The organism is Caulobacter sp. HJHS_5 (assembly GCF_056683955.1).
This window is the reverse complement of record NZ_JBWZNC010000007.1, coordinates 315,217-339,398: the sequence shown is the minus strand read 5'-3', so window position 1 is coordinate 339,398 and position 24,182 is coordinate 315,217. Positions and strand designations below refer to the sequence as shown.

Annotated in this window: 17 protein-coding genes; 9 read left to right on the top strand and 8 right to left on the bottom strand. The window is 69.1% G+C overall.

What is annotated here, in order from left to right; all coding sequences use genetic code 11:
- Positions 1-157 precede the first annotated feature (157 nt).
- From ACFLIT_RS15710 to ACFLIT_RS15700, 3 genes are read left to right on the top strand one after another with little or no spacing between them, the layout of a single operon-like run.
- Positions 158-3,361 carry an efflux RND transporter permease subunit gene (locus ACFLIT_RS15710; RefSeq protein WP_479912195.1) on the top strand — a complete coding sequence of 1,068 codons (3,204 nt, stop codon included), beginning with the start codon at positions 158-160 and terminating at the stop codon, positions 3,359-3,361.
- Entirely contained in the window at positions 3,354-4,520 is a 1,167-nt protein-coding gene (locus ACFLIT_RS15705) for an efflux RND transporter periplasmic adaptor subunit (RefSeq protein WP_479912194.1), read from the top strand. Before ACFLIT_RS15710 ends, ACFLIT_RS15705 begins: the two co-directional genes overlap by 8 nt.
- Positions 4,507-5,886, top strand: coding sequence for an efflux transporter outer membrane subunit (locus ACFLIT_RS15700; RefSeq protein ID WP_479912193.1), 1,380 nt, complete (start codon positions 4,507-4,509; stop codon positions 5,884-5,886). The genes ACFLIT_RS15705 and ACFLIT_RS15700 overlap by 14 nt, the downstream gene beginning before the upstream one ends.
- Positions 5,887-5,895: 9 nt before the next feature.
- Here ACFLIT_RS15700 and ACFLIT_RS15695 read toward each other — a convergent pair whose 3' ends face one another.
- From ACFLIT_RS15695 to ACFLIT_RS15685, 3 genes are all read right to left on the bottom strand, one after another.
- Entirely contained in the window at positions 5,896-7,602 is a 1,707-nt protein-coding gene (locus ACFLIT_RS15695) for an outer membrane protein assembly factor BamB family protein (RefSeq protein ID WP_479912192.1), read from the bottom strand.
- Complete coding sequence (locus ACFLIT_RS15690) at positions 7,599-8,489, bottom strand: c-type cytochrome (protein ID WP_479912191.1); 891 nt, start codon at positions 8,487-8,489, stop codon at positions 7,599-7,601. The genes ACFLIT_RS15695 and ACFLIT_RS15690 overlap by 4 nt, the downstream gene beginning before the upstream one ends.
- Positions 8,490-8,682: 193 nt before the next feature.
- A complete protein-coding gene (locus ACFLIT_RS15685; RefSeq protein WP_479912190.1) occupies positions 8,683-9,441 on the bottom strand; it encodes a FadR/GntR family transcriptional regulator in 759 nt (252 codons plus the stop codon).
- A gap of 142 nt (positions 9,442-9,583) precedes the next feature.
- On the opposite strand from ACFLIT_RS15685, the gene uxaC reads away from it, so the two are divergent.
- Genes uxaC through ACFLIT_RS15665 form a run of 4 tightly spaced genes read left to right on the top strand, consistent with a single transcriptional unit; the run spans position 9,584 to position 14,909 of the window.
- Positions 9,584-10,999: a glucuronate isomerase gene (gene uxaC / locus ACFLIT_RS15680; RefSeq protein WP_479912189.1), complete on the top strand. Its 1,416-nt coding sequence runs from the start codon at positions 9,584-9,586 to the stop codon at positions 10,997-10,999.
- The gene (locus ACFLIT_RS15675) at positions 10,996-12,303 is read left to right on the top strand and encodes a mannitol dehydrogenase family protein (RefSeq protein ID WP_479912188.1); all 1,308 of its coding nucleotides are present in this window, start codon (positions 10,996-10,998) and stop codon (positions 12,301-12,303) included. Before uxaC ends, ACFLIT_RS15675 begins: the two co-directional genes overlap by 4 nt.
- A 36-nt stretch (positions 12,304-12,339) precedes the next feature.
- Positions 12,340-13,551, top strand: coding sequence for a D-mannonate dehydratase ManD (gene manD, locus ACFLIT_RS15670; RefSeq protein WP_479912187.1), 1,212 nt, complete (start codon positions 12,340-12,342; stop codon positions 13,549-13,551).
- 50 nt (positions 13,552-13,601) lie between these two features.
- On the top strand, positions 13,602-14,909 hold the full coding sequence (locus tag ACFLIT_RS15665; RefSeq protein WP_479912186.1) for an MFS transporter: 1,308 nt from the start codon (positions 13,602-13,604) through the stop codon (positions 14,907-14,909).
- 2 nt (positions 14,910-14,911) lie between these two features.
- Here the strand turns inward: ACFLIT_RS15665 and ACFLIT_RS15660 are convergent, their stop codons facing one another.
- From ACFLIT_RS15660 to ACFLIT_RS15645, 4 genes are all read right to left on the bottom strand, one after another.
- The gene (locus tag ACFLIT_RS15660; RefSeq protein ID WP_479912185.1) at positions 14,912-16,333 is read right to left on the bottom strand and encodes a porin; all 1,422 of its coding nucleotides are present in this window, start codon (positions 16,331-16,333) and stop codon (positions 14,912-14,914) included.
- 85 nt (positions 16,334-16,418) lie between these two features.
- The gene (locus ACFLIT_RS15655; RefSeq protein ID WP_479912184.1) at positions 16,419-17,624 is read right to left on the bottom strand and encodes a Gfo/Idh/MocA family protein; all 1,206 of its coding nucleotides are present in this window, start codon (positions 17,622-17,624) and stop codon (positions 16,419-16,421) included.
- 82 nt (positions 17,625-17,706) lie between these two features.
- The gene (locus ACFLIT_RS15650; RefSeq protein WP_479912183.1) at positions 17,707-19,059 is read right to left on the bottom strand and encodes an MFS transporter; all 1,353 of its coding nucleotides are present in this window, start codon (positions 19,057-19,059) and stop codon (positions 17,707-17,709) included.
- Positions 19,060-19,208: 149 nt separating this feature from the next.
- Positions 19,209-21,563 (bottom strand): DUF7133 domain-containing protein, encoded by a 2,355-nt coding sequence (locus ACFLIT_RS15645; protein WP_479912182.1) that lies wholly within the window; start codon positions 21,561-21,563, stop codon positions 19,209-19,211.
- 163 nt (positions 21,564-21,726) lie between these two features.
- Here ACFLIT_RS15645 and ACFLIT_RS15640 point away from each other — a divergent pair, with 163 nt between their 5' ends.
- Complete coding sequence (locus ACFLIT_RS15640; RefSeq protein WP_479912181.1) at positions 21,727-22,149, top strand: c-type cytochrome; 423 nt, start codon at positions 21,727-21,729, stop codon at positions 22,147-22,149.
- Positions 22,150-22,215: 66 nt separating this feature from the next.
- Positions 22,216-23,157, top strand: coding sequence for a sugar phosphate isomerase/epimerase family protein (locus ACFLIT_RS15635; protein WP_479912180.1), 942 nt, complete (start codon positions 22,216-22,218; stop codon positions 23,155-23,157).
- 22 nt (positions 23,158-23,179) lie between these two features.
- On the opposite strand, the gene ACFLIT_RS15630 is transcribed toward ACFLIT_RS15635, so the two are convergent.
- The gene (locus ACFLIT_RS15630; RefSeq protein ID WP_479912179.1) at positions 23,180-24,043 is read right to left on the bottom strand and encodes a DUF2189 domain-containing protein; all 864 of its coding nucleotides are present in this window, start codon (positions 24,041-24,043) and stop codon (positions 23,180-23,182) included.
- Positions 24,044-24,182 lie beyond the last annotated feature (139 nt).

The following is a 24,182-nucleotide window of genomic DNA, read 5'->3' as shown; positions in this document are numbered from 1 at the left end:
GGCGCCTTCCGCACCCGTTGAGACGAAATCCGGCCCGACTGATCGGCAGACCGGGACGCCGTACTAATTCGCGTGCGCAAAACAAAATCTCGGTCTATTGCGCATTTCGGCTGTGGGGACGGCGTCGGCGCATCGTCTTCTATGCCCCGGAGCCTCCATGACGGGCCTAGTTCGTATCGCCCTGGCTCGCCCGCTGACCTTCGTGGTCATGGCGATCCTGATCCTGATCGTCGGGGCGCTGACCGCGCTCCGCACGCCCGTCGACATCTTTCCCGAGATCAAGGTGCCGGTCATCGCCGTCGCCTGGAACTACGCCGGTCTGCCGCCGGAGGAGATGGCCGGACGCATCGTCACCCCGTTCGAGCGCATCCTGACAACCACCGTCAACGACATCGACCACATCGAAAGCCAATCGATGTCGGGCATCGGCGTCGTGAAGATTTTCTTTCAGCCCGGGGCGGACATCCGCGTCGCCAACGCGCAGGTCACTTCGGTTTCGCAAAGCGCGACCCGCCAGATGCCGCAGGGCACGACCCCGCCGCTGGTGCTGAACTACAACGCCTCCACCGTGCCGATCCTGCAGATCGCGCTCTCGGGCGCCGGCATGACCGAGGCGCAGCTCTTCGACATCGCCACCAACACCCTGCGCACGCCCCTGGTCACCGTGCCGGGGGCGGCCATCCCCCTGCCGAACGGCGGCAGCCAGCGAACCATCCAGATCGACCTCGACCCGGAGGCCCTGCAGTCCAAGGGCCTGTCCGCGCAGGACGTGCAGAACGCGGTCGCCGCCCAGAACCAGATCACGCCCGCCGGCTTCGCCAAGATCGGCGCCTATCAGTACGCCGTGAAGCTGAACAACGCCCCGACCTCCGTCGAGGGCCTGAACGACCTGCCGATCCGGGTGGTCAACGGCGCGACCATCTACATGCGCGACGTCGCCCACGTGCGCGACGGCTCGGCCATCCAGACCAACGTGGTCCACGTCGACGGCCAGCGCTCGGTGCTGATGACCGTGCTCAAGAACGGCTCGGTTTCCACGCTGAACATCGTCGATGGGGTTAAGGCCCGGCTCGCCGAGCTGCAGAAGACCCTGCCCGAGGCGGTGAAGGTGGTGACGCTGGCCGACCAGTCGCTGTTCGTGAAGGCCTCGGTCAACGGCGTGATCGCCGAGGGCGCCATCGCCGCCGCCCTCACCTCGCTGATGATCCTGCTGTTCCTCGGCTCGTGGCGCTCGACGGTGATCATCGCGGTGTCGATCCCGTTGGCCATTCTCGCCGCCATCATCGGCCTGGCGATCACGGGCAACACCCTCAATGTCATGACCCTGGGCGGCCTGAGCCTGGCGGTGGGCATCCTGGTCGACGACGCGACGGTGACCATCGAGAACATCAACTGGCACCTGGAGCAGGGCAAGCCGGTGCATCAGGCCATCCTCGACGGCGCCCAGCAGATCGTCACCCCGGCCTTCGTCTCCCTGCTGTGCATCTGCATCGTCTTCGTGCCGATGTTCTTCCTGGGCGGCATCGCCGGCTACCTGTTCGTGCCGATGGCCATCGCGGTGGTCTTCGCCATGATCGCCTCGTTCATCCTGTCGCGCACCCTGGTGCCGACCATGGCGGCGCAACTGCTGCGGCCGATCGAGCCCGGGCACGACGTGCATGAGGCCGGCTCGGCCAACTCGCGCAATCCCCTGGTCCGCTTCCAGCGCGCGTTCGAGCATCGCTTCGAGGCGATCCGCCTGGGTTACGGCCAGCGACTGGAGACCATTCTCGCGCGGCCGCGCGCCTTCGTGCTCGGCTTCCTGGCGGTGGTCGCCGCCTCATTCCTGCTCGTGCCGTTCCTGGGGCAGAACTTCTTCCCGTCGGTCGACGCCGGGGCCATCGCCCTGCACGTCCGCGCGCCCGTCGGCTCGCGTATCGAGGACACCTCGGCCCGATTGAACCGGATCAACACCTATATCCGCGGCGTCATTCCGGCCGACGAACTGGTGTCGGTGGTCGACAACATCGGCATCACCGGCAGCGGCATCAACAACGTCTATTCCAACTCCGGCACGTTCGGGTCGCAGGACGGCGACGTCCTCATCCAGCTGGCGGAACACCACGCCCCGACCGAGCGCTACGTCCGCCGCCTGCGCGAGGAACTGCCCAAGGCGTTTCCCGGCGTGACCTTCTCGTTCCTGCCGGCCGACATCACCAGCCAGATCCTGAACTTCGGCTCGCCCTCGCCGATCGACGTGCAGATCGCCAGTCGCGATCGCGTGGCGAACGAGGCCATGGCTCGCAAGCTGCTGCGCCGCATCGCCGCGATCCCGGGGGTGGCGGACGCGCGGATTCAGCAGTCCTCGCGCTACCCGCAGCTCAACGTCGACGTCGACCGCAGCCGTCTCAGCCAGCTGGGCCTGACCACCCGTGACGTCACCACCAGCCTCGGCGCCAGCCTCGCGGGCAGCGGCCAGACCTCGCCGGTGTTCTTCCTGAATCCGGAGACCGGCGTCTCCTATGGCGTGGTCGCCCAGACCCCGCAGTACCGCATCAACTCGCTGGACGACCTGGCCAATGTGCCGATCACCGGCGCCGGGGCCAGCGCGTCGCCGCAGGTCCTCGGCGGGGTCGGCCAGATCGGCCGGTCGAGCACGGCCGCCGTCGCCTCGCACTACGACATCACCCCGGTGGTCGACATCTACGCCACCCCCGATCGCCGCGACCTCGGCGCGATCGCCGGCGACATCAACAAGGTGATCAAGGAGATGCAGGCCGAGGCGCCGCGCGGCATGACCATCACCCTGCGCGGCCAGTACCAGACCATGCGGGGCGCCTACTCCGGCCTCGGCTTCGGCCTCCTGGGCGCGATCCTGCTGATCTATCTGCTGATCGTCGTGAACTTCCAGAGCTGGACCGACCCGTTCGTCATCGTCACCGCCCTGCCCGGCGCCCTGGCGGGCATCGTCTGGATGCTGTTCGTCACCGGCACCACCCTTTCGGTGCCGGCCCTGACCGGGGCGATCATGTGCATGGGGGTGGCGACCGCCAACTCCATCCTGGTGGTCAGCTTCGCCCGTGAGCGGCTCGACGCCATCGGCGATCCCGTGGCCGCCGCCCTGGAGGCCGGCCTTGTGCGCTTCCGCCCCGTTTTGATGACCGCCCTGGCGATGATCATCGGCATGCTGCCCATGGCGCTGGGTCTCGGCGAGGGCGGGGAGCAGAACGCGCCGCTCGGGCGGGCGGTCATCGGCGGCCTGCTGGTCGCCACCTTCGCCACCCTGCTGTTCGTGCCCGTCATCTTCAGTCTCGCCCACCGCCGCGCCCACGCCGCGCCGACCGGCGAGCCTTCGCTTCAGTTGGAGGAAGCCCATGCCTGAGCTCGGCAAACGCCGGTTGTCGCTCGGCGTATCCCTCGTCGCCCTCGCCGCCGCGCTGGTGGTGGGGCTCGGCGTGGCGGCGCGCGTGCGCTCGACCTCGGAGCTGAAGACCAGCGCCGCGACGTCGGCGGTCCCATCGGTGTCGGTGATCCAGCCCAGCGCGGGCGGCAAGGCCGAGACCCTGACCCTGCCGGCCAACCTGCAGGCCTACAACACGGCCCAGATCTACGCCCGCACCACCGGCTACGTGAACCGCTGGCTGGTCAACATCGGCGAGCCGGTGCGCCGCGGCCAACTGCTGGCCGTGCTCGACGCGCCCGACGTGCAGATGCAGCTGGATCAGGCCCGCGCCGATTTGCAGACCGCCCGCGCCCAACAGCAACTGGCGCGCACCACGGCCGAGCGCTGGAGCACCATGCTGGCCAAGGACGCCGTCTCGCGTCAGGAATCGGACGAAAAGCAGGGCGATCTGGCGGCCAAGACCGCCGTGGCCGCCGCCGCCCAGGCCAACGTCGGCCGTCTGCAGACCTTGACCGGCTTCACCCAGCTGACCGCGCCGTTCGACGGCGTCGTCACCACCCGCTCGGCCGAGATCGGAGCGCTGGTGACCACCGGCGTGGCCTCGGTCCCCCTGTTCACGGTGGCCGACGTTTCCCGCATCCGCGTCTTCGTGCGCGTGCCGCAGGCCTATTCGTCACAGCTTTCCATCGGCATGCCGGTGAAGCTGACCGTGCCCGAGTATCCGAACCGCACCTTCGACACGACGCTGGTGCGCACCGCCGGGGCGGTGGACGCCGCCTCGGGGGCCGTGCTGGTCGAGCTTCAGGCCTCGAACGGCGACCGCGCCCTGAAGCCCGGCGGCTACGCCCAGGCGCAGTTCCCGCTGAAGGGCGCGGGCGAAGCGGCCGTCACCCTGCCGCCGAGCGCCCTGATGATCACCGAGGACGGCCCGCAGGTGGCCCTGCTCGCCCCCAACAACCGCGCCCAGCTGCGCAAGGTGTCCATCGGACGCGACTTCGGACGCGCCATCGAGATCAGCGGCGGCCTGAAGCGCGGCGACAAGGTGATCGACAGCCCGCCGGAGTCCTTGCAGGACGGCGATGAGGTGCGGGTGGTGGCGAATGCTCCGGCGGCGGGTGCGGGCCGTGCGGCGCGCTAGGCTCACCCTTCTGGTCTCGGCCGGCCTCGTCCTGGCCGGTTGCGCGACGGCGCCCGCCTATGCGCCGCCGAGCGTGCCGACCGCGCAGGCCTGGCGCGAGCAGGGGCCGTGGCGCGAGGTCACCGCCGCTCCCGCCGCCGGCGCCTGGTGGACGCTGTTCAACGACGCCGAACTGACCCGGCTGGAAGAACGGCTGGAGGCTGGCGCCCCGAGCCTGGCGATCCAGGCGGCGCGCTACGCCCAGGCCCAGGCCGCGGTCGGCGGCGCCCGCTCCAGCCTGTTCCCGCAGGTCGGCGTCGGCGCCAGCCGCCTGAAGCGGCGCGGCGCCGGCGAGAGCACCGAGGTGGGCGCGTCCCTGGCCTACGAGCTCGACGTTTTCGGCCGCCTGCGCGGCCAGCTCGCCGCCGCGCGCGCCGAGGCGAGCGCCAGCGACTCGGACCTGGAGGCGGTGAGGCTCGGCCTGCAGACCCAGCTCGCGACCCTCTATTTCGACCTGCGCGAAGCCGACGCTCGCCTGGCGCTGCTGCGCGACACGGCCAGCGCCTTCCAGCGGGCCCACGACCTGACCGCCACGCGGCGTCAGGGCGGCATCGCCTCGGGCCTGGACGTCAGCCGCGCCGAGACTCAGCTGGCCAACGCCGGAGCCGAGATCGAGGCCGTCGCCGCCGGTCGGGCGGTGACCGAGCACGCCATCGCCGTGCTGATCGGCGAGAACCCTTCGACCTTCACCATCGCGGCCCAGGTGCGGCCCTTCATTCCGCCCAACGTGCCGGCGGGCGTGCCCTCCACCCTGCTGTTGCGCCGCCCCGACATCGCCGCCGCCGAGCGGCGGGTGGCGGCGGCCAACGCCCGCATCGGCGTGGCGCGCTCGGCCTTCTTCCCGAGCGTGACCCTGGCGGCCTCGACCGGCTACGACGCCGCCGGCGGCGACCTGTTCAACGCCTCCAACCGGACCTGGGCCGTGGGGCCGCTGTCGGTGGACCTGCCGCTGTTCGACGGCGGCGCGCGCCGGGCGCGGCTGCGGATCAGCCAGGCCGAGTACGACGAGGCGGCCGCCGGCTATCGCAACACCGTGCTGGCGGCGTTCGGCGAGGTGGAGGACGGACTTTCCAACGCCAGCCACCAGGCCGCCCAGGCCGTCGACCAGGCGGCGGCGGCCCGCGCCGCCGAACGCACCCGCGACCTGGCGCTGACCCGCTATCGCGACGGGGCGGCCGACTACCTGGAGGTGGTCACCGCCCAGACGGCGGCGCTGAACGCCCAGCGGGCGCTGCTGCAGCTGCGGGGCGACCAACTGCGCACCGGCGCCGACCTTGTCCGCGCCCTCGGCGGCCTCTATCCGGAGCCGGCGACGCGGGGAGACTGAACCCCGCTCCTATTTCAGGACGTAGGCAACCAGTTTCGAGCCGGCCGGGACCATGACGTACTGCTTGCCGTCCAGCCGATAGCTGATCGGCACGCCGAAGGATGTCGAATCGGGCAGTTCGTCGTGCCAGAGAATTTTCCCGGTCCTGCCGTCGAAGGCGATGAAGTTGCCCGAGATGTCGCCGCTGAACAGCAGGCCGCCGGCGGTCGACAGCACGCTGGCTGTCTTGGTCCGCAGCGGGGTGTGCGGCTCCAGGTACTTGTGCTCCCAGACCACCTTGCCGGTGACCGGATCGGACGCCTGCAGGGCGGTGGTGGTGTTGCCGAAGAAGCCCTCGCCGCTCCAGTAGAACATGCTGCGCGTGCGACTGGTGTTGGCGTAGTGCAGGCCGGTGACCGGGCTGAACGACTGGGCCGTGAAGTTCACATAGCCGTCGGAGTTCGGAGCCAGCAGCACGCCGCCGCGGTTGATCGCCTTGTTCTGATCCTTCTCGGGCGTGCCGCTGAAACGCAGCTTCGGCTTGGCCCAGTTGGCGATGTCGAGCGCCTTGTGGGTGAGGATATGCTCGCCGGTCACCCGGTCGAGCGTGAACTGGTAGCCGTTGCGCGAAATCCAGGTGACCAGCTTGCGGGGTTTGCCGTCGACCGGCAGGTCCGCGAAGATCATGCCCTGGTTGTTGTCGTAGTCGTGGTCGTCGTTCGGGGTGGCCTGGAAGTACCAGGCCATCTTGCCGGTGTCGGCGTCGAGCGCGAGCGTCGAGTCCGAGAACAGATTGTCGCCCGGACGGGCGCGGCCGTCCTTGATCGGGGTCGGGTTGCCGGTGCCATAGATCAGCAGGTTGGTCTCCGGATCGTAGGCGGGGGTCATCCAGGCCGAGCCGTTGGAGACGGCGGCGGTCTCCTCCGACGGCCAGGTATTAAATCCGAACTCGCCCTCCTTGGGCGTGGTGTAGACGACCCACTCCCGCTCGCCGGTGTTGACGTTGAGCGAGGCCAGAAAGCCGCGCGTGCGCGCGCCGTCGCCCCCAGCGGTGACGTAGACGTGGTCGCGGACGACCAGCGGGGCCATCGGCAGGTTCGGACCGCCGTATTCCTTGGCCCACAGCTCCTTGCCGCTCTTGGCGTCGAGGCAGGTGATGCCCCGGTTATAGAGCACCAGCAGCTTGTCGCCGGAGATGGCGAAGCCCCGGTTGGAGAGACCGCCGCTCTGGCGGGCGACATAGTGCCAGATCTGCTTGCCGGTCTTGGCGTCGACCGCATAGGCGTTCAGCCCGGCGGTGAAGAACAGGACGCCCGAGCGCATCAGCACGCCCGACGAGATCGAGCCGGGGACCGAGCGGCCGCCAACCCCGGTTTCGCCCGGGCGGGCCGTCAGGTCCGGCGCGGCGGCGCGCGGCGACGGCACGGGGCTGTCGACGTCGCTGATCCAGGCGCGCTTCAGCTGGCCGACGTTGGCCGTGGTGACGTCGGAGAGCGTGCTGAAGTGTTCGCCGTTGTAGGCGCCGTGGTAGCTGAGCCACTCGTCGCCGGCGGGCTTCAGCAGGTCGGCCTGGGTCACGGGCTTGATCTTGGCGACCCTGTTGGGCCGACCGCCGACCTTGGCGGGCGGCGCGGCGGGAGGCGTCTGGGCGACGGTTTGAGGTGTCTGGGCAACGGCCGGGGCGGACAGCAGGGCGAGCGAGACGCCGCCTGCGAGCAGGGCTGATTTGAGGCTCATTTCAGGGTCGCCAGGTAAGCGGTGAGGTTGTGGATGTCGTTGTCCTGATAGACGTCCATCAGATCGAGGTGGGCCTGCAGGCGATCCTCGAGGCGAACCTTCGGCTCGCCGTCCACGCGGGGAATGTTGGTGATCTTGCCGGCGGCGTCGCGGATCACGAGCTTGAAGTCCGAGACGCTGGTCAGGAAGCCGCGCGCCTCGCGGCCGTCGGCGAAGGTCGCGACGGCGGTGACGGTGTTGTCCTTGCGGGGCGACCAATTGATGTCGCGGCCCGGAAGCATCCACTGCTGCTGCAGGTCCTTCTCGGCTTTGTACTTGCCGGCGACATGAGCGAGGTTGGCGGCCGTGCCGGTCTTGCCGTCCTCGACGGCGTGGCAGGTCGAGCAGCGGGCCTCGGGGCTGTTGAAGTAAGCCTTGCCGATCTTCGGATCGCCGATGACGATCGACAGGTCCTGACCGGCCAGGGCCGCCGGCAGGGCGGCGCGGGCGGCGGCGGCGGCCGATTGCGGCGGGGCCGGCGGGGGCGCCAACGAACGGATCTTGGCCGACAGGTCGGCGGCTTCCTGGGCCGTTAGGGCGCGCGACGGGGGCATGCCGAGTTCGGGCCGACCGACCTGCAGGAAGGCGGCCAGGGTGCGCCCGCCATCGGGCGTCTGGGCGAGGGCGGACTTGGTGAGGTCCGCGGCGTTGGCGGCCCCGCCGAGGCCCTGAGCGCCGTGGCAGCCGGAACAGGCCAGAGAATCGAAGAGAACGCCCCCCCGCGCCACGGAGGCGGGATCGAGCGTCGCGGCCGCCGGCTGGGCGGGCGGCGGAGCCTGCGCCAGTGCAAACGTTGTCAGCGCCAGACCCACCAGGGCGCCCGCCCCGATCGTCGCTCGATATCGCATGCTTCCTCCCCCGACCCGCCGATGGCGGCGGATCTGGACGCCTGACCGAAGTCTTCGCGGCGAGCGCCTGGGAAGCTCCGGCTCTCTAGTTTCTGAGCGAACTCACAGGATCGCCGTAAGCGGGACATTGTGGAGGGTCGGAGATCGTGTCCAGACGCATTTTCGCACGACTGAAATGCGAAAAGCGCGCGCCTCAGACCGCCAGGCGGCGAGCGTATTCGGTGCGGCGGGCGGCGACCTCGCCGCGCACGCGCTCGACCTCTTCCAGCTCGGTGGCGGCGAGGATGGCCTCGATCACGCGCTCGAGGTGATCGCGCATGGCCTTGCGGGCCGCCTGGGGATCGCGCGCCGCCAGGGCGTCGAGCAGGATGCGATGCTCGTCGACGCGCGGCTTCACCCCGACTTCGCGCGCGCGCTTCAGCATGTGGCGGCAGAGCGGCGAGCGATAGCGCAGGTCCCACAGGGTCTCGACCACGCTGACGATGGCGCTGTTGCGGGTGGCCTCGGCGATGCCGATGTGGAAGCGGCGGTCGGCCTGCTCGCCCTTGTATTCGCCCTCATTCTCGTGAGCCATTTCGGCGAGGCTGGCTTCGAGGCCGGCCAGTTGCTCGTCGGAGATGGTGGTGGCGGCCAGGGCGGCGGCCTCGCCTTCGAACAGCAGTCGCGCCTCGGTTAGCTCGAAGGCGCCGATGTCGAGTTCGCGCGGCGCGGCGGGATCGGGGTTTTCGCGCACATAGATGCCCGACCCGTGGCGCGCCTCGACGAAGCCGCGAATCTCCAGGGCCAGCATGGCCTCGCGCACGGTGGGGCGGCTGACGCCGAACTCCTCGGCCAGATCGCGCTCGGCCGGCAGACGGTCGCCCGGCTTATACCGTCCGGCGACGATGGCCTCCTCCAGCGCCAATGCGACCTGCTGGTAGAGTTTCCGCGCGCTGCTGGTCGTCTTGCTCATGAAGCTCCCGAAGGTCGTGTCGGCGGCGATTGTAGGGGCCACGAACGGGGTGAGCCAACTACAATTCGGTTGACATCGCCTAGCCAACCCCCTCAACAGGTAAGACCACTTATACAGGTAGGCGCGCCTCCGGGATAGACCAATGGCACAACCGTTGAACCTTCATCCGCAGCGCTTCTTCCCCGCCGACGCCACGGTGCGTGCGCTGGCGACGCGCCTGTTCGAACGGGTGGAAAGCCTGCCGATCATCAGCCCGCACGGTCACGTCGATCCTTCGTGGTTCGCCCGGAATGAGCCGTTCGAGGACGCGGTCTCGCTGTTCCTGTGGCCGGACCACTATGTGTTGCGGATGCTCTACAGCCAGGGCATCGGCCTGAACGAGCTTGGCTTCGAGGGCGGCGGCCTGACCGTCGAGCGCGACCGCCGCACGATCTGGCGCCGCTTCGCCGCCAACTACCGCCTGTTTCGCGGCACGCCGTCGCGCCTTTGGCTCGACCACGCCTTCGCCACTCTGTTCGGCCTCGACAAGCTGCTGAGCGCGGAGACGGCCGACCTCTATTTCGACACCATCAACGAAGCCCTGGCGACCGACGCCTTCCGGCCGCGGGCGCTGTTCGAACGCTTCGGCATCGAGGCCATCGCCACCACGGAGGGCGCGCTCGACGCCCTGCCGCATCACCAGGCACTGAAGCGCTCGGGTTGGAACGGCAGGGTGATCACCACCTACCGCCCCGACGACGTGATCGATCCGGACCGTGAGGACTTCGTCGCCAACCTCGCCGGCCTGGCCGAGCTGACCGGCGAGGACGTGCTGAGCTGGAAGGGCTATCTGGCGGCCCACGCCAAGCGGCGCGCCTATTTCCGCGATATCGGGGGCGCCACGGCGACCGACCACGGCCACCCGACCGCCCGCACCGCCGACCTTTCGGCCGCCGAGGCGCAAGACCTGCTGACCCGCGTGGCCAAGGGCGGGGCTACGCCTGAGGACGCCGAGCTGTTCCGCGCCCAGATGCTGACCGAGCTCGCCCTGATGGCCTGCGACGACGGCATGACCATGCAGTTGCACCCCGGCTCGTCGCGCAACCACAACCCGTGGCTGATGCAGACCTACGGCCGCGACAAGGGGGCCGACATTCCGCAGCGCGTCTCGTTCACCGACGCGCTGAAGCCGCTGCTCGGCAAGGTAGGCAACCGCACCGACCTGACGCTGATCCTGTTCACCCTGGACGAGAGCAATTACGCCCGCGAGTTGGCGCCCCTGGCCGGTCACTATCCCTGCCTGCGCCTCGGCCCGGCCTGGTGGTTCCACGACAGCCCGGAAGGCATGATGCGCTTCCGCCGGCAGGTGACCGAGACGGCGGGCTTTTACAACACCGTCGGCTTCAACGACGACACGCGGGCCTTCCTGTCGATCCCGGCGCGGCACGACCTCGCCCGCCGCGTGGACTGCGCCTACCTGGCCGAACTGGTCTCGCAGCACCGGCTGTCGATCGACGAGGCCGAGGAGATCGCCGTCGACCTGACCTACAATCTGCCGAAGGCGGCCTACCGACTATGAGGCTGTCGCGCGCCACGCTGCCGCTGGCCCGCGCCGGCGTCGCCACGCCGCGCTACGACGTCGCGGGGCTGAAGCCGGGCATCGTCCACCTCGGGCTGGGCGCCTTTCACCGCGCGCACCAGGCGGTGTTCACCGACGACGCCATCGCGGCGGGGGGCGGAAACTGGGGCATCGTCGGCGTCTCGATGCGCAAGCCGGACGTGGCGGCGAGCCTCAACCCGCAGAACGGGCTCTATACGGTCGAAACCCTGGCCGGGCAGCCGAGCTATCGCATTGTCGGCGCCCTGATCCGCAGCCTGACCCTGCCGCTCGATCCGCTGGCGGTGATCGAGGCCCTGGCCGCGCCGAGCGCCAAGATCGTCACCCTGACGGTGACCGAGAAGGGCTACTGCCTGGCCGGCGACAGTCTCGACTTCGACCACCCGGACATCGTCCACGACCTCGGCGACGGGCCGCCGGTCTCGGCCATCGGCGTGCTGGTCGAGGCGCTCGACCTGCGGCGCCGACGGGGCATGGCACCGGTGACGGTGATCAGCTGCGACAACCTGGCCGGCAACGGCCGACGGCTGGAGGCGGCGGTGCGCGCCTTCGCCGAGCGCAAGGCGCCCAAGCTGGCCGCCGCTCTCGATTCCGTGGCGAGCTTCCCCGAGACCATGGTCGACTGCATCGTGCCGGCCTCGGACGACATCAGCCGGGCGCGCGTCGATGCCGCCGTCGGCCTGACCGACGAAGCGTCGGTGCAGCGCGAGGCCTTCGCCCAGTGGGTGATCGAGGACCGCTTCGCCGGGCCGCGTCCGGCCTGGCCCGCCGGCGTCGAGATCGTCGGCAAGGTGGGCGACTACCGCCGCCTGAAGCTGCATGTGCTGAACGCCGCGCACTCGGCCCTCGCCTACCTCGGCCTGCGCCGGGGCCACACCTATGTGCGCGAAGCCATCGCCGATACGGAGCTGCGCACGCGACTGGAGGCGATGATCCGGCTGGAGGTCGCCCCCGCCCTGCCCGAGCTGCCGGTCGCCGGTTATTGGAAGCCGACGGTCGAGCGCTTCGCCAATCCGATGATAGACCATCGGCTGGACCAGATCGCCCAGGACGGCGCCCAGAAGCTGGCCGAACGCCTCTATCCGCTGATGCAGAGCGACCTGGCCGCCGGCCGCAAGGCGCCGGTGATGTCCGAAGTCGTCCGCGCCTGGCTTGAGCGCGAGCGCCCGGGCGCCGCGGTCGAGACCGCCCTGCCCGACTTCCTGCCGCCGGCCCTGCGCGCCGACGCCCGCCTGATCGCCGCCGTCGCGGAGGCCCAGGCGTGACCGCTTTTTCTCCTCCTCCCGTCCGGAAGACCCTCGATGCTTAAGATCACCGCCGCCCGCGTCATCGTCACCTGCCCCGGCCGCAACTTCGTCACCCTGAAGATCGAGACCGAGGGCGGGACCTACGGCATCGGCGACGCGACCCTGAACGGGCGCGAGCTGTCGGTCGTGTCCTACCTGCAGGACCACATCTGCCCGCAGCTGATCGGCCGCGACGCGCACCAGATCGAGGACATCTGGCAGTTCTTCTACCGCGGGGCCTACTGGCGTCGGGGGCCGGTGACGATGTCGGCCATCGCGGCGGTCGACATGGCGCTGTGGGACATCAAGGCCAAGACGGCGAACATGCCGCTCTACCAACTGCTCGGCGGCGCGAGCCGCACAGGCGTGATGGTCTATGGCCACGCCAACGGGGCCAACATCGACGAGACCATCGACGCGGCCAAGCATTACAAGTCTCTGGGCTACAAGGCGATCCGCCTGCAGACCGGCGTGCCCGGCCTGGCCAGCACCTACGGCGTCTCCAAGGACAAGATGTTCTACGAGCCGGCCGACGCGACCTTCCCCACCGAGAACGTCTGGTCGACGCACAAGTACCTGCCGACGGTGCCGAAGCTGTTCGAGGCCGCGCGCGAGGCCCTGGGCGACGAGGTGCACCTGCTGCACGACAGCCACCACCGCCTGACCCCCATCGAGGCGGCGCGCCTGGGCAAGGACCTGGAGCCCTATCGCCCGTTCTGGCTGGAAGACGTGACCCCGGCGGAGAACCAGGCGTCGTTCCGCCACATCCGCCAGCACACCACGACGCCGCTGGCCGTCGGCGAGGTGTTCAACACCGTCTACGACTGCAAGCAGCTGATCGAAGAGCAGCTGATCGACTACATCCGCACGACGATCGTGCACGGCGGGGGCATCAGCCACGTGCGCCGCATCGCCCACCTGGCCGAGATCAACAACGTGCGCACCGGCTTCCACGGAGCGACCGACCTCTCGCCGGTGTGCATGGGCGCGGCCCTGCACTTCGACCTGTGGGTGCCGAACTTCGGCATCCAGGAATACATGCGCCACACGGCTGAGACCGACGCCGTGTTCCCGCATGCCTACACCTTCGCGGACGGCGACCTGCACCCGGGCGAAGCGCCCGGCCACGGCGTCGACATCGACGAAGCGCTGGCGGCGAAATACCCCTACCGTCCGATGAGCCTGCCGGTGAACCGGCTGGAGGACGGCACCCTCTTCAACTGGTGATCTAGCCCCTATCCAAGAACAGGCGCCGCCAGAGCGCCGGGAGGAAGACCATGGCTGCTCGTCGCACGGTGAAGCATCTGCGCTGGTGGATCATCGGCCTGGTGATGCTGGGCACCACGGTGAACTACCTGGCGCGCAGCTCGCTCGGCGTGGCCGCTCCGACCCTGACCAAGGAGCTGGGGCTCACCACCCAGCAGTATTCCTACGTCGTGGCCGGCTTCCAGCTGGCCTACACCATCGTCCAGCCTTTCGCGGGCTGGATCCTGGACGTGCTGGGCACCAAGCTCGGCCTGTTGATCTTCGCCATCGGCTGGTCGGTGGCCAACATGCTGCACGCCTTCGCCGGCGGCTGGGGCTCGCTGGCCTTCTTCCGCGGCCTGCTCGGCCTGTCGGAAGGCGCGGTGATCCCGGCCGGGATCAAGGCGGTGGGCGAGTGGTTCCCCGACAAGGAGCGGTCGGTCGCCACCGGCTGGTTCAACATCGGCACCGCGGTGGGCAGCATGATCGCCCCGCCGCTGGTGATCTGGTGCATCCTCAAGGGCAGCTGGCAGATCGCCTTCGTGGTCACCGGGGCCATCGGCCTCGTCTGGGCGGTGCTGTGGTGGATCTTCTACCGCAAGCCGCAGGAGCACCCGGCGATCAGCGCCGAGGAGTTGGCCTACATCGAGGCCGGCCAGCACCCGGCGGAGGACGACGCCGGTTCGAAGAAGCCCTCATGGCTCGAGATCGCCCGCACCCGGAAGATCTGGGCCATCGCCATCCCTCGCTTCCTGGCCGACCCAGCCTGGCAGACCTTCACCTTCTGGATTCCGCTATATCTCTCCACCGAGCGGGGCATGAACCTGAAGGAGATCGCCCTCTTCGCCTGGATTCCGTTCCTGGCGGCCGACCTCGGCTCCATCGTCGGCGGCTACATGTCGCCGTTCTTCATGCGCTTCGGAAAGACCGGCCTGATCCGCGCCCGGCAACTGACCGTGCTGTGCGGCGCCGTGCTGATGCTCGGGCCGGCCTGCATCAGCCTGGCGACCGACGCCTACTGGGCCATCGCCATGTTCTGCATCGGCGGCTTCGCCCACCAGATGCTGTCCGGCGCCCTGATCACCCTCTCGGCCGACCTCTTCCCGCCACGACAAGTCGCCACCGCCGCCGGCATGGGCGGCACGGCGGCCTGGACCGGCGGCCTGCTGTTCTCGCTGATGGTCGGCGCCCTGGCCAACACCATCGGCTACAATCCGCTGTTCGTCTGCCTCTGCGTGTTCGACCTGATCGGGGCGGTCGTGGTGTTCAGCCTGATCCGCGACAGCGACGCCGTGGCCAGCGCCAAGGCGGCGGCCGAGCCGGCCAGCGCCGATGCTTGAGCTCAGTAGGTGAACTGCAGCTGCGTGCGGATCAGGTCGCCCTCGGCCTGACCGGCGCGGCGCTCGTCGGCCTCCCGGCGCTTCATATTGGCGTAGGCGACGGTCAGTTCGATGTTGCCGAGGAACCGCCATTCCACGCCGAGCTCCAGCTCGTCGGTCTGCAGGCGAGGCGCGTTGACGCTGGCCTTCCAACCGCCGTCGTAGGTCTGCCAGCGGCCGTAGGGGATCACCCGGCCGACCGGGGTCTCGCCGAGGTCGTACATCATCTGCACATATCCGCCGTTCAGCCGGTGGCCGGCGATGGCGTTGGCGGCGGTGTCGAACTGCGGCGCCCGGCCGGTGGTCCACTCGGCCTGCACCCCGAAGGGCTGCGGATAGAGGACGGCGTGCAGAGCCACGCGGCGATCGTCGTAATCGGCCTCGCTGACGCCGCCGCTGCGGACTTCGGGCCGGAAATCGTTGATCATCGCCGAGCCGCCGAGTTCCAGCACCTGCCCCCTGAACGCCGGGCCGAGGCCGTCGAGCTCGAACGGCCAGGTGCCCATGGCCACGGTCATCAGGCTGTTGTTGCGCTCGGTGCGGTTGACGCCCTGACCGTTGTAGAGCGCCAGGCCGAAGGCGCCGTAGTTGCCGAACAGCTTCTGGCCGCCCTTCTCCAGGCGATCCCACACCGCCTGCACGTGGCGGGGCGTGTAGTAGCCGACCACGCCGAGATCGCGCTCGCCGGGGATGGCGCTGTTGATGGCGTCCGAGCGGTCGAGCGGCACGCGGTTTGAGGAAGACTGCAGATTCTCCCAGCCGAACGGGACCTTCGATTGGCCGACCCGCAGGCGGAAGCGGCGGGAGGGGTCGAAGATGTCGACATAGGCGTCGCGCAACTGGCCGAAGCTCTCGCGCCGCTCGGTGCTCGACTGGTTGTTCACCGCCGTGCCGAAGTCTTCCTGCAGATAGAGCTCCAGCCGATCGTTGATCTGGCCCTGCAGCACGAGGCGCACCCGGCGCAGGGAGAAGCCGGCGTCCTCGCTGATGGCGGCGTCATGGACGGACCGGAGACGCGACTGACCGGCGGGGGCGTCGAAGTCGCCACTCAGCGGGGCGTTGTAGCGGACCTGAGTGTAGCCGCGCAGCCTCACGCGCTCGACCGGGGTGGAGGCGGAAACGGGAGCCGGCGGCGGCGCGGCGGCGGCGATCTGCACGACGGGCGGCGGCGCGGAAGGCGAGGTCGCGGCGGGCGGCGACGCCGGCGCGGTCGCCATCGGCTGCTGGGCGGCGGCGGCGTTCAAGGCCTGGGTCAGCACGCCGACCTGCGCCTTCAACTCGTCGATCTGCCGCTGCAGCTCCTGCACGGTCTGCGCTTGGGAAGCGGTCGGCGCGAGAGCGAGGACCAGAGTCGCCGCGGCGACCCCACGTGTGCACAGCGACATCAAGGAACCCGCCACCCGAGAAAGATGACGGTCCTAGTATAGTTTTTAGACAGTTTGGTGACGGATCAAGCCGTCACTGCCTGCCCTATGCTTTCGGCAGCAGGTCGCCCAACTCCACCCGCTGCCCGGTCTCCGCGCTGAGATAGGCCGCATAGACCGTGACCAGCACCTGATACGCCAGGTCGAAGTCGCTCTGTGGTTTGCGGCCGTTGGCGATGGCGTCGATGAAGTCGCGCAGTTCGTGCGGATAGCCGGTGATGCTGTCCTCGTCGGGGGCCGGGAACGACCAGCCTTCCTTGGTCTCGATCTTCTCGACGATGTATTCGCTCTCGAAGTAGCGGCCGGCCGGGGTGTAGGCCTTCACCGTGTCGTTCGGGTTGATGTTGGCGGTGACCACCGCCCGCGAGCCATAGGCGGTCAGGTAGTTGTGGATGCCGCCGAGGTGGGTGTCGGTGGAGGTGAATTCCCCGACCGAGCCGTCCTCGAAGGTGACGATCATCGAGCCCCAGTCCTCGACGTCGTCCCAGCCGGTGACCATGTGCTTGGTCTCCTCGGCCTTGAAGGAATCGATCTCGGTGAGGCGGCCGACCGAGGCGGTGACCGAGGCGGCGCGGATCGGCTTGCCGTCGCGGCGACGACCTTCCTCGGCCTTCAGATACATGGCGGCCCCCAGGGGATGCACGCAGAGGCGCAGCAGCGAGCCGCCGCCGGCCGTGCGCCAGCGCTTGGCGTAGCCGCCGTGGGAGCCGGAATGGCTCTCCTCGCCGCGGATGCGCATGATGGTCGAGCCGCTGGCGGCCAGGAGACGGTTCTGCTTCACGACCGGTGGGGCGTAGACCCAGTTCTCGCCGTAGCAGAAGGTGACGCCGGATGCGGCGATGGCGGCGCGGACCTTGTCGGCCTCGGCGATGACGGCCTTCAGCATGTCGGCGCGGGAGTAGCCTTCGGCGCTCCAGTCCATGTCGGCGCCTTCAGGGCCGAAGAAGCCGCCGAGCGGCTTTTCGCAGATCACGTGCTTGCCCTTGGCGGCGGCCTGGGCGGCGACGCTCATGTGCAGATGGTTGGGCACGCAGATGTCGATGACATCGATCTCGGGATCGTTCAGCAGGTCGGCGAGATCGCCGTAGGTCTTGGCGATGTTGAACTGCTTGGCGAGGGCGGCGAGTTGATCCGGGTCGGAAGCGCAGAGGGCCGCGACCTCGAAATCCTGGCCGACCACCTTGGCGTAGCTGGCGAGGTGGAAATGGGCGGCGAAACCCGCGCCCGCGATGCCGATCCGAAGCTTGGCCATGACTGGTCGTCCTTTGCGTAGGTCGTAACTTGGGCCCGCCGCGGCGCGGGCGGCGGGCGAGCACTAAAAAGGGGCGAGCCGCCTATTCGGGCAGCGGCTTGCCCTTGGTTTCCGGCGCCAGCAGCGCCGTGACGATGCCGACCACAAAGACGCTGCTCATGGCGATGGCGGCGTAGCGCAACGGCAGGGGCGAGGCGAAGCCGCCGAACACCCGCGTGGTCAACAGGGCCGAGAAGAACGAGCCGCCGGCCGCGGCGAACCGCCCGAGGTTGTAGGCGAAGGAGACGCCCGTGCTGCGCACCCGCGAGCCGAACAGCTCCGGCAGGTAGATCGAGAAGCCGGCGAACACGCTGAACTGAGCCGCGCCCATCAGCGGCATCATCCAGTAGGCGTCGGTCGGGCTGCTCATGAAGAGATAGCCGAGGATGGTCGTCACCAGGGCGGCGACGAAGCCGAGCAGGAAGGCGGGCCGGCGGCCGACGCGCGCCGCGATCCAGGTGAAGGCCAGGGTGCCGACGGCGCCGCCGAGCATCTGCAGCACATAGGCGTTGTTCTTGGCCTGAGCGACGGCCACCGCCAGCGGCGCGCCGCCCGTGCCGTTGGCCTTGAAGTGGGCGGTGAACACGGCGTCCTGCAGGTCGACCGCGTACTCGCCGATGGCCCAGAGGCCGACCACCCCGGCGATGGCCAGCAACGAGCCGACGATCAGGTTCTTGCGCTGTCCCGCCGAGGACAGCAGTTCGCGATAGGGACCGAGGATAAAGCCCTTGGGCAGGTCGCCCGCCTGTTTGCGGTCCAGCCAGACCTTCGGCTCCTTCAGGAAGAAGCCGGAGCTGACCGCCAGGATCGCCGGCAGGGCGCCGATCAGGAACAGCCAGCGCCAGCTGGAGGCCGGATTCGGATCGAGCGCGTCGACGCCCATCTTGATCACCGCCGCGCCGACATTGCCGACGATGGCCAGCAGTTGGAGAATGCCGAGCATCGCAAGTCTTGCGTTGGACGGCACGCTCTCGGCGATCAGGGCCACCGCCAGGCCGAAGACGCCGCCGATGCCGAGGCCGGTGACGAACCGCAGGATGGCGAAGTCCATCTCGTTGCGGCTGAAGGCCGACAGGCCGGTGCAGATCGAATAGAGCAGGATGCAGAGGGTGAGCATCCGCGCCCGGCCGAACCGGTCGCCCAGCGCCCCGAAGGTGAGGCCGCCGACGCCCCAGCCGATCAGGAAGGCGGCGGTGACCACCTTGCCGAAGGCCTGCACCTCGAGGCTCGGCCCCGGCATGTGCATGAGGGCCGCGAGGCTGGGGATGCGGGCGAGGGAGAACAGGCGCTGATCGAGGGTGTCGAACAGCCAGGCGCAGCCCGCCACGAACATGACGAACCACTCATAGCGCGTCAGGCCATGCCACCACTTGGTCGTGTCTGGTCGAGACTGCATGTCGCCCTCCCCGATGTCCGGTTGGCTCACCGACCGGGTTCAATGCCCGAACTGGTCGGACCAGTTATGGGCGAACGGCGCGGCGGCGCAAAGCAAAAAACACCGGACGCCAACGTACTAGAGCCATCGATTGGCATTACCACGCAGCCCTAGGGCGTGTAGCCCGGCTTGCCGGGCCAGACGACGAGATCCGCCAGGGCCTTGGCGCGGGTGCGCATGCGGGCGTCGCCCCCCGTGCCGGTGGTCATGGCCACGAGGCCCGGCGGCTCGGCGGCGAGCACCAGGGTCGGGGCGCCGCCGACGCTGCGGAGCGCCCCGCGCGGCGCGATGGGCGGCGGGTAGGCGGCGGCGAACTCGGCGTTGCCCTTGGCGTTGGCGGCGTTCTTCTCGGAAATGAATTGCGGGAAGGCCGAGGTCCCCTGGCCGTCCGGCGTGCCCCAGGGGCCGAAGTTGCCCGTCGGCAGGGCCGGCGCCTGGCCGGGATCGCGAGCGCCGAGCAGGGCCACTTCGCTCGCGCCGAGGATGGCGGCCTTTTGCCAGGCCGGGGTGTCGTTGGCGGCCAGGGTCGTCAGAAGATCGCCCACCTCGGCGGCCGAGCCGCCGCGCAGAACGGCCGTCGCCAGGGTGGTCAGGGCCTGCTCGCGCGCCTGGCTCCATTCCTGCCGCCCGGTCTCGGCGAGATACTGCTTCGCCGCGGGGGCGACGTCGGCCAGTTTCAGGCCGCTGAGGGCGGCGTCGAGGGCGATGTAATCGCCGCCGTAGACGTCCGCGACCGCCAGGATCGCCTTCACGCGTTCGCCGTCGCCCAGCGCGCCCGCCGAGGCGGCGAGCTGATACTGCACCGCCCAGTCGCCTCCGGCGGCTCCGATCATGGCGAGATAGGCCTGGGTCACCGGCGAGCCGGCGTCGCCGAGCCAGCGTTCGGAAATGCGGATGGCGGCGACGCGGACGTCGCGCGACGGATCGCGATAGGCGGCCAGCACCTGCTCGGGCGTGATCGCGTCGAGACCGTCGAGCGTCCACAGGGCGTGGATGCGGGCCAGGGGGTCCTTCGAGGTCTGCAGCAGCTTTCCGAGCTGAGGGACGGCGGCCTGCAGGTTTTGGGCGACGATGAAGCGCTGGGCCATATCGCGCCGCCAGCCGTCCGGGCTGGCCAGGTTGGCGACCAGTTGGGCCGGCGAGGCCTTCGACAGGTTCGGCTTGCCGGAGGTCAGCTTGGCCCCGTCCTGGGTGATGCGGAAGATGCGGCCGTTCTCGCCGCCTTCGTCATCGAGCTTGTTCTTGCGGATGTAGTTGGCGAGGTACTGGGTGATGTAGGCCGTGCTCTGGATCACGCCGCTGTACATGTCGGCGACGTAGACGGCGCCGTCCGGGCCCGTGGTCACATAGACGGGGCGGAAGCGCTCGTCCGTCGAGGCCATGAACTCGCCCTTCTCGTAGGCCTTGCGCAGATAGACCCCGGAGCCGGTGTCGTAGGTGCGGTAGCGCGCCACAAGATTGCCGGAGGGCTCGGTGGTGACGATATCGCCCGCCAGGTCCGGCATCGCCGAGCCGCGATAGAGATGCAGGCCGCCGGCGGCGGTCAGTTCGCGGGCCGTGCCGTCGGCGCGGAAGTAGTTGGCGGTGTAGCCGCGGTTCTGGCCGGGCGTCGGGCGAATTGGCCAGACCACATTGGCGTCCCGCGACGGTCCGCCGATCCATTCGGCGACGCCCCGTTTGCGCGGCAGCAGCGGATTGCGCGCGTAGTAAGTGTCGGCGAGGTAGGAGACGGTCGGGGCGCTGGAATTGGTCTCTCGATAGATCCGGCCGTAGTCGTCCATGGTGACGCCGTACTGGCCGCTGGAGGCGGCGAGAATCGGGACCAGCTTGCCGGCCTTCCACTTCATCGCCAGGCCGATCTCGGAATTGTAGATGACGTTGTCGAGGCCCCAGAACAGGCCGTTGCCGGTGTGCTCGACATCGCCCTTGAAGGCCCCGAACGCGCCCAGCACCTGCTCCTTGGTGTCGGCCTTCAGGTCGCCGTTGGTGTCGCGCATGCGGAAGACGCCGTTGGGCTCGTGCACCAGGACGTCGCCGGGACCGAGGACCAGCACGCTGCGCGGCAGGATAAGGCCGTCGGCGAAGACGGTCTTCTTGTCGAAAACGCCGTCGCCCTTCGTGCTCTCCAGCACCGATACGCGCGACTTCGGCTGGAACATGGTCGAGCCGTCGATAGCCCCGTTCAGCATGTAGGGGGGATATTCGATGACCCACAGGCGGCCGTCGAAGTCCCAGCTCATCGAGACCGGATTGTCGAGCAGCGGATCCGCGGCGGCGATCTGGGCCCTGTAGCCCGGGGCCATGACGATGGTCTTCAGCTCGTCGGCGGGCGACAGCGGCGTGGTGGCGATAGGGCCCGACTTGACCGGCGGCGGCCAGGCCTCGGCGGCTCGGGCGAGCCCCGCCGAAGCGAGGCTGGCGGCGATGACAAGGCCGCTGGCGGCGGAGACGAACTTACGGCGCATTTCCGGCTCATCCTCTTCCCGCCGGGTGGTCTGGGGACGTATCGCCCCTGACGGCTGTTGCGCGCGCTTGACGGACCCGGCCGCCAAGTGAATAAACCACTTGCTCAAAAGTGGCTAGACCGCTCGGTTGGCGGCGGCCTCTGGTTTTGTAGGACGGCCTCGCATGAAGATGCCCAGCAAGCGCTACCTCGGCCTGGCGGGAATGCTGCTGATGGTCGGGGCCTTTTCCGGCTACGCCGCCGCCCAGGAAGCCTTGACGCCCCTCAGCTTCAGCGCCGGACAGGTGGCCGGCGGGCGGCTGACCTACGCCGACAAATGCTCGAAATGCCATGGGTCGGACCTGGAGGGCGGCGCCGGGCCGGCGCTGAGCGAGGGCGCGCTCGACAACTATCTCTCCGGCTCGGCCGGGGCCCTGTTCGAATTCATCAACGCCAGCATGCCGCAGGATGCGCCGGGCTCGCTGAGCCCCGATGAGACCACCAGCCTGATCGCCTATCTCGCCTCGAAGAACGGCCGCGCGCCCGGCGGCGCGCCGCTGCCGAGCGACATGGCGGCCTTGGGCAAGATCGGCTTCCAACAGCAGTGACCGACGCGTTCGACTGAACCGGCCCGGCCCACAGAGGCCGACGGTTATAAACAATAGGGAGAGGCCATGACTTCGACGTCCCGTATCGCCGGCCTGGACCGGCGCGCCCTCCTCGCGGGGCTGGCCTCGTTCGGGGCCGCCGCCGTCGCCGCTCCGGTCGGCGCGCAGCCGCGCCCGAGCCTGGCCAAGTGGCGCGACAAGATCGGCCTGCAACTCTACACCGTCCGCGACCGCTTCCCGACCGACTACGCCGGCACGCTGAAGGCGGTGGCCAGCATCGGCTTCAAGGAAGTTCAGTCGACACTTAACTACGCCGGCCTGTCGTTCGACCAGGTGAAGAAGGCGCTGGACGACGCGCACCTGATTTCCGCCGTCACCCACGTGAACCCGCCGGCCGGAGCGCAGTTCGAGCCGACGCTCGAGTCCTATGCGCGAATCGGCCACCGCTACACCACGGTCGCGGTCAGCGCCCCGATCTCCCGCCAGACGCCCTCCACCTCCGAGCAGGTGAAGAAGGTGGCGGCCGAGTTGAACGCCGCAGGGGTGATCACCAAGAAACACGGCCTCAAGGTGATCTTCCACAATCACACCGAGGAATTCGAGCCGCTGACCGATAAGCCGAGCCAGGTCCCCTACGACATCATCATGTCCGAGACCGATCCGGACCTGGTAGCCTTGGAGATCGACGCCGGCTGGGCCACCGCCGGCGGGGCCGATGTGCTGGAGCTCTTCCGCCGCGCGCCGGGCCGCTACGAAGTCTGGCACGTGAAGGACTTCAAGGACCTGAAGTCGCTGCAGGGCGTCAGGCCGCTCAATCGCCTGGCGGCCGGGGCGGGTCAGATCGTCGGCCTCGGCCAGGGCGAGATCGACTACCGCCCGATCTTCGCCGCCGCCGATCAGGCCGGGTTGAAGCACTTCTATATCGAGCAGGACACCGCGCCGTCTACGGGTGACTCCCTGGCCGCCGCCGCCGCGAGCTATCGCTATCTCGCCCAGCTCCTGACCTAGCGCCGGGCGAGGACGCCGCCCGTCAGACCACCGCCTTGCGGTAGAGATGCCAGGTGGCGTGGCCGAGCACCGGCACCACGACAATCAATCCCAACAGCGCCGGCAGGGCGCCGATCACCAGGGTCGCGGCGACGATCAGGGCCCAAAGCGCCATGACGGCGGGATTTTCGGCGACCACCCGGATCGAGGTCCGGATGGCGACGTCCATGTCCACATGGCGGTCGAGCAGCAGCGGGAAGGAGACCACGCTGACCACAAACGCCGCCAGGGCGAAGACGAACCCCACGGCGACGCCGATGGCCATCATCCGCCCGCCCTCGCCCGTGGCGAAGATCTGACGAAAGAAGTTCTCCGCCGTCGCGGGCGCGTCCTGCGCGAAGGCGACGACGCCCAAGGTATAGGCGACGGCGACCCAAGCCACGAAGAACGCGATCAGCACCAGGCCGATGGCGACGATCGACCCGATCGCCGGAGAGCGGAGCACGCCGGCCGCGTCGGCCCAGTTCACCTGCTCGCCGAGTTCGCGACGGCGACTGATCTCGTAGAGGCCCACCGCGGCCAGGGGACCAATGATGGCGAAGCCCGTCAGCATCGGCAGGATCAGCGGCGCGAGCGCCATCTGCATCGCCAGCGCCGCGAGCATCAGGCCGGCGAGCGGGTAGATCACGGCCAGGAACACCACGTCGTCGCGCGCGGCGGCGAAGTCGGCCAGGCCCATCTTCAGGGCCGACCTGAGGTCGCTCACCCCGAGACGTCGCACCTGCGGCTCGACCCGGGCCGCCGCCCGAGCGGCCTCGTCGCGAGGTCGGGCGATGTGAGCGAACGCGTCGCTCAGCCCATGCAGGAAATATTCGAAGGGGTTTTCAATGTGATTGCCAGCGGCCATCGCGGCGCCTCCAAATCCGGTAAGGACGTGGCCGCAACGCTCGCCGTCGTGCCGGCGTCGAAGCGACCGCACCTTGGACTGGCGCGAGGCTACCATGGATGCGCCAGGGCCGATAGCGAGGAAGCGCGAGGGCGGAGGC